Source organism: Paenibacillus sp. 598K (assembly GCF_003851045.1).
GTDB lineage: Bacteria > Bacillota > Bacilli > Paenibacillales > Paenibacillaceae > Paenibacillus_D.
This window is the reverse complement of record NZ_BFBX01000074.1, coordinates 29,793-36,078: the sequence shown is the minus strand read 5'-3', so window position 1 is coordinate 36,078 and position 6,286 is coordinate 29,793. Positions and strand designations below refer to the sequence as shown.

Sequence of the window (6,286 nt, the reverse complement as noted above, 5' to 3'; positions counted from 1 at the left end):
AGATTGGCAGCGGTCTTGAATTTGGACTCAAGCATCATCTCCTGGCGGAAGACGGTATCGAGCATCGACTGGGCGCTTTGGTTGACGCTCAGCAGCTGCGCGATGGTTGGCCCTGGGCCGGTCAAGCCAGGCAAGGTACCGAGCGCATATTGGATTTTCTCTCCCTCGGCGTTGATGATATGAGCCAGTCCCAGTTCCTCCATCGCGATAGAGGAGAAGAGCAGGTTAACCACATCATCTCTCGTGAGCGTGATGTCGGGCGTAATATTCGGTAGATTTGGATTGGACAAGTGATAGCCTCCTTAGTCGTGAACTAAGATAATTTATTCGCTGTTGGCCGATTGGGAACTTGGTTTTCACCTATTTTAAACCGCTATAACATCCATCATGGGAATGCATACGCTTGCTCTCGGGTTATGAACATTAAAAGGAGCTGACCATCAGCCAGCTTGACTGACTTTCTGGACAGCTCTTTTTTAATCAACAAGCTCTTTAGTATGGCATGCGAATGACCATCAAGTAGCCAGCGACATCGCCGGCTGTTATCAGCGTTTGAGCCTGGCTGAAGCCAGAGGTGTTAACCACCTGAATCTGATACCCGGCAGTTGCGTTTACGATATATTCCCCTTGGATTTGATTGCGAGTCCCGCTTACGCTAGTTTGCCGATAAGGGCCCAGATCGGCTGGAGGATTGCCGCCGAAGACGCTCCATTGCATGGGATTGCCTGAATAGTTTGTGACGATCATAAACAAGATTTGATAGACCCCTGCAGTATTAATCGTCAGTGTAGTGCTGCCATTATACGTAATATCCTCAGCGATAACGGCAGCAGGATCGAATGTATAAGCAACAGTATCATTAACGCTTCTGGCGGTAGTGCTAGCAAGGAAGGCGTAGGCAGGGGGCCTGACCCGGTCGGGACCGGTCACTCCCGTGATTCCTGTAGGGCCAATCGAGCCTGTTGGGCCCGTCGCCCCAGTAGCGCCCGTTGCGCCGGTCTCGCCTGTGGCCCCAGTAACTCCGGTGGGGGATATGCCGGTGGCCCCGGTCGCGCCTGTGACGCCTGCGGCCCCCGTCAGACCCGTCATTCCGGTGGCGCCAGTAGCGCCCGTGGCTCCCGTCAGGCCAGTCGGGCCGGTCACGCCGGTAAGCCCGGTAGGACCGGTCGCGCCGGTCGCGCCTGTGGCTCCGATAGCACCTGTAGCACCCGTAAAGCCAGTAACGCCCGTGGCTCCTGTGGCGCCCGTGAAGCCTGTCGGTCCGGTGAGGCCTGTGAGGCCGGTCGCTCCCGTAGCGCCTGTGACGCCAGTCGTTCCTGTGGCTCCGGTGGGACCCGTCGCTCCGGTGAGACCGGTCGTTCCGGTGAGGCCGGTCGCTCCAGTGACGCCTGTAGCGCCGGTCGCTCCAGTGGCGCCTGTGATGCCCGTCGCTCCGGTGGCGCCTGTGACGCCTGTCACGCCGGTGGCGCCAGTAGGGCCCGTCGCGCCGGTCGCTCCCGTGAGACCGGTCGCGCCAGTGGCACCCGTCATGCCCGTCGCTCCGGTGGCACCTGTAGGGCCCGTCGCCCCGATAGCGCCCGTGAGTCCGGTAATTCCTGTCACGCCCGTGAGGCCCGTCGTTCCTGTCACACCCGTGACACCCGTCGCGCCGGTAGCACCTGTAGGGCCCGTCGCGCCTGTCGCACCCGTGAGTCCGGTCAGACCCGTCAGGCCGGTCAGACCAGTCGGACCTGTCACACCCGTCACGCCGGTCGCTCCAGTCATACCCGTGGCGCCCGTCGCTCCAGTGATCCCTGTGCTTCCAGTCGCCCCTGTAGCCCCGGCTACGCCCGTCGCCCCGGTGACACCTGTGGGACCCGTGGCCCCGGTCGTCCCCGTCACGCCGGTCACGCCGATACCGGCTGGACCGGTGACGCCTGCGTTGCCGATCTGGATCCAGCCTCCAGGATAGCTCACGCCGCCGTTCTGACTGCTGCGATAATAGATCGAGGGGTTGGAGATATAGAGCTGCTGGACATAGTTCTCCGTACGCGAGACGTAGATCGTCCATACCGCGGGGTGGTCGACCGGCGGGCTGTCTTGCGGCGCTGGACCATCGGGGTCGCTGGAGCTGTAGACGCCAGGCTCGCGGAAGGTCGACAAGAGGGTGCCAGAGGGGATCTCCGGGTCAGCCGGGAAGACGCCGTCCTCGGCGGTCAGGACAACCTCGCCGCTCAGCCCATTGACAGACAGCACCGCGCTTGGTTCGCCGCTTGGTCCGACGGGTCCGACCGGACCGACCAGCGAAGGTACGTTTGATGCCGTTCGCAGCTTGGAATCAAGCATGATCTCCTGACGGAAGATCGTGTCCATCATCGACTGGACGCTCTGATTCATCTGCAGGACCTGATCGAGCGAGGCAGCCGGGCCGCTGACGCTGGCCAGCGTGCCGAGCGCGAACTGGATCTTCTCGCCCTCGGCGTTGATGATATGCGCCAGACCCAGCTCCTCCATCGCGATGGAGGAGAGGATCAGGCTGATCACATCGTCTCGCGACAATGCGATAGTTGGCGTAATATTCGGTAGATTTGGATTGGACAAGGGATTGCCTCCTTTTGTGAACTCGTTCTTTACAGGGGGAATTAATCGTCGACTCTTGTGACCATCAGTAACCCATTGGTCCCATTATTTGCTCCCGAGGGGCGTGCTTCAGCGCCGGAAACATTGCGGAATTGGATCGTCTGACCGGCAGTCAATCGTCTGAGGGCCTCTGCGTTAAACTGGTTATTGGTACTATTTGCAAATACGGAATAATAAGTGTGAATGGCCGTGCCGTTGACGACCAAAGCAATTCTTTTATTATTTCCGGCGCCGCGAGTGAGCGTCAATTGAAAACTGATCCGGTAGACACCATCGTTCACAACTGTGACCGTAGTTGTCCCGTCAAAGGTGACACCGGCGGTTCCTCTAAAGAAATCAAACGGTATAAAAACGTTATTGTTAATTCCGAAGTTGCCACGGGTAAGACCAGCATAGCCGTAGGTGAAAGGTGTCTCGGCTCCAGTCACACCAGTGGGCCCGGTAACTCCGGTCGCGCCGGTGGCTCCCGTCAGCCCTGTCGCGCCTGTGAGCCCTGTCGCTCCGGTCGCGCCAGTGGCTCCAGTAAGTCCCGTCAGGCCCGTAGCTCCAGTGGCTCCGGTCGCCCCCGTCGTACCGGTGGCTCCGGTCGCTCCGGTAGCACCGGTAAGACCCGTCGCGCCTGTAGCTCCAGTAGCTCCCGTCACCGAGCTGCCGGTCAGACCAGTGACACCTGTCGCGCCAGTCGCGCCAGTCGCGCCAGTAGCGCCGGTCGGTCCAGTAGCGCCTGTGGCCCCTGTCGCGCCTGTGACGCCTGTAGCCCCTGTGGCTCCGGTCGGTCCAGTCGCACCTGTGATCCCCGTCGCGCCTGTGGCTCCAGTAGCTCCCGTTATCGAGCTGCCGGTTGGTCCGGTGACGCCGGTGCTGCCCGTCGCGCCGGTGGCGCCAGTGAGTCCTGTGGCCCCCGTGATGCCTGTCGCCCCGGTGCCTCCTGTCGCCCCTGTGGCCCCTGTTAAGCCATTCGCGCCAGTCGCGCCAGTAGCTCCCGTCGCGCCAGTGAGTCCAGTGGCCCCCGTAGACCCCGTCGCGCCTGTAGCTCCCGTCGCGCCTGTAGCCCCGGTCTGACCTGTGAAGCCTGTCGGTCCAGTACTGCCAGTCGCGCCGGCGACCCCAGTGGCTCCAGTGGCTCCGGTCGACCCGATCGCGCCCGTCAGCCCGGTCGGCCCGATCGACCCGTTCGCTCCGCTAATACCCGTCGTACCGGTGCTTCCCGTCATCCCGTTCGCTCCAGTCGGCCCTGTAGCGCCTGTGACTCCAATGGCTCCGGTCAGTCCAGTACTGCCTGTAATTCCGATGGTGCCTGTAGCGCCTGTTATGCCTCTCTCTCCAGTCGGTCCGATCGCTCCGCTCGCACCTGTGATGCCGATAGACCCCGTCTCTCCGGTAAGTGCCATCCCGGTCACTCCCGTGGCGCCGACGGTGCCTACCGGGATCCAGTCTCCGAATGGCGCTCCGCCAGTCTGGCTGCTGCGGTAGTAGATGGAGGGATTGGAGATATAGAGCTGCTGCACGAAGTTGTCTACGCGAGAGACATAGATCGTCCAGACCGTCTTATGGGTGACGGGCGGACTGTCCAGCGGTTCGTCGCCGTCGACATCGCCGGAGCTATATACCCCCGGTTCGGTAAACCGTGACAGCAGACCGCCGGAGTCCTCATTGATTGAAGCGGGGAAGACCCCCTCAATCGCTCCCAGCACGACGTCGCCAGTCAGGCTATTCACGCTGTCAACAGCGCCAGGTGCCCCCGTAGCGCCGGTGATGCCGGTCGGACCGATCACGGTTGGGACCAGTGAGGTGGTTTTGAGCTTGGAGTCGAGCATGATCTCCTGACGCAGGACGGTCTCCAGCATCGATTGCACGCTCTGGTTCATCTGGAGTACTTGTTCCAGGGTGGCCGGAGGACCACTGACGCCTGGCAGCGTACCAAGCGCAAACTGGATTTTTTCGCCCTCGGCATTGATGACGTGGGCGAGTCCCAGCTCCTCCATGGCGATTGAAGACATGAGCAGATTGACCGCATCCTCGCGCGAGAGCGAGATGGTAGGGCTTATATTCGGAATATTTGGATAGGACAAAAGATAACCTCCTTTTAAAATAGGATCCAGCGTTAACCGATTCTCGTGAGCGTAAGATAGCCAACCAGTTCCCCTAAATTGACCGGAATTCCCTGAGGATTCCCTGAGGCGTTTTGCAAGGCGACCGAGTTACCGGATACAAGATCGAGTATATATTTTCCACTGACCATCCAAGCTGCGCCGGTAGGCATCGATACATGGAATTCTCCATCCTCGACTGGCCCGCCGTTGGTCGTCAACACCCACTCGGCAGTCTGGGCTCCTCCGCTGATATTAAAGCTCGTGATCTGGAACTCCACCCGATACACTCCTGCCGTACTTACAGTAAGTGAGTTAGCAGCGAACACAATATCCGATGTGCCTTCGCCATTGACGTTAAATGGAACGTTCGCGCCTGCAATAACGCTCGTAGGCGGTCCAGCCGTAGGTACATAAAAGATCTGACGATACGATAGAGCCACGCCGGTACCAGTCGGGCCCGTAGCGCCTGTAATGCCGGTCGAGCCGGTCGCACCGGTCAGACCTGTGGCGCCTGTGGCGCCCGTCGCACCTGTGGCGCCCGTCATACCTGTGGCGCCCGTAGCGCCTGTCACACCTGTAGCGCCTGTAGGGGATATGCCAGTAGCGCCTGTCGCGCCTGCGATGCCTGTAGCGCCGGTTGCTCCGGTAGCGCCCGTCATACCTGTCGGACCTGTAACGTCTGCGCCGGTCGCACCTGTGGCGCCCGTCGCTCCGGTAATACCTGTCGCGCCCGTTGTCGCTGTCGCACCCGTCGCGCCGGTCGCACCGGTGTTGCCTGTAGCCCCCGTGACGCCGGTGACGCCTGTCGGACCTGTGGCGCCCGTCGCCCCGGTAACGCCCGTACTGCCCGTCGCGCCGGTCGCGCCTGTGCTGCCTGTAGCACCGGTCGCGCCTGTGCTGCCTGTGCCGCCAGTATCGCCCGTCGCGCCGGTAGCCCCCGTCGCGCCTGTTGCCCCTGTACTGCCCGTCGCCCCTGTCGCGCCTGTGCCGCCCGTCGCCCCGGTCACGCCCGTCGCCCCAGTCATACCTGTCGCGCCTGTGACGCCTGTAACGCCTGTGCTGCCCGTAACGCTTGTCATGCCCATGGCTCCGGTCGGACCCGTCGCGCCTGTGCTGCCCGTAACGCCCGTCATCCCTGTGGCCCCTGTGGCTCCTGAGGTACCGGTCGCGCCCGCCGCGCCGGTCGCACCTGTGGCGCCGGTCGGGCCTGTACTACCCGTCGGACCTGTGGCGCCTGTAGCACCGGTTGCGCCTGTAGCACCTGCGGTCAGGTTCGTCGCGCCCGTAGCGCCTGTGGGCCCCATGGCTCCCGTCGGTCCGGTCGATCCCGTCACGCCCGTCAGTCCCGCGTCCCCGGTCGCGCCGGTGGCGCCTGTGGGTCCCGTCGCTCCGATCGGTCCGGTCGATCCTGTCGGACCGATCCCTGTCGCGCCTGTTGCGCCTTGCGGGGCGATCGGGATCCAGTCTCCGTAGTTCAGTCCGCCATCTATGCTGCTGCGGTAGTAGAGCGATGGATTGGAGATGTAGAGCTGTTGCACATAGTCGCCGACACGAGACACGTAGAGCGTCCAAAC

The 6,286-nt window shown here is 62.0% G+C and carries 3 protein-coding genes and 1 pseudogene; all 4 read right to left on the bottom strand.

Annotation, left to right across the window (positions count from 1 at the left end):
* Positions 1 to 290 (bottom strand): annotated as a pseudogene (locus PA598K_RS21375) (collagen-like protein); the annotation flags it as partial.
* A 202-nt stretch (positions 291 to 492) separates the two neighbouring features.
* Positions 493 to 2,580 carry a collagen-like triple helix repeat-containing protein gene (locus PA598K_RS38810; protein ID WP_221414163.1) on the bottom strand — a complete coding sequence of 696 codons (2,088 nt, stop codon included), beginning with the start codon at positions 2,578 to 2,580 and terminating at the stop codon, positions 493 to 495.
* Positions 2,581 to 2,621: 41 nt separating this feature from the next.
* The gene (locus PA598K_RS21365) at positions 2,622 to 4,691 is read right to left on the bottom strand and encodes a collagen-like protein (protein WP_221414162.1); all 2,070 of its coding nucleotides are present in this window, start codon (positions 4,689 to 4,691) and stop codon (positions 2,622 to 2,624) included.
* Positions 4,692 to 4,723: 32 nt separating this feature from the next.
* Entirely contained in the window at positions 4,724 to 6,190 is a 1,467-nt protein-coding gene (locus tag PA598K_RS37390; protein WP_446674101.1) for a collagen-like protein, read from the bottom strand.
* Positions 6,191 to 6,286 lie beyond the last annotated feature (96 nt).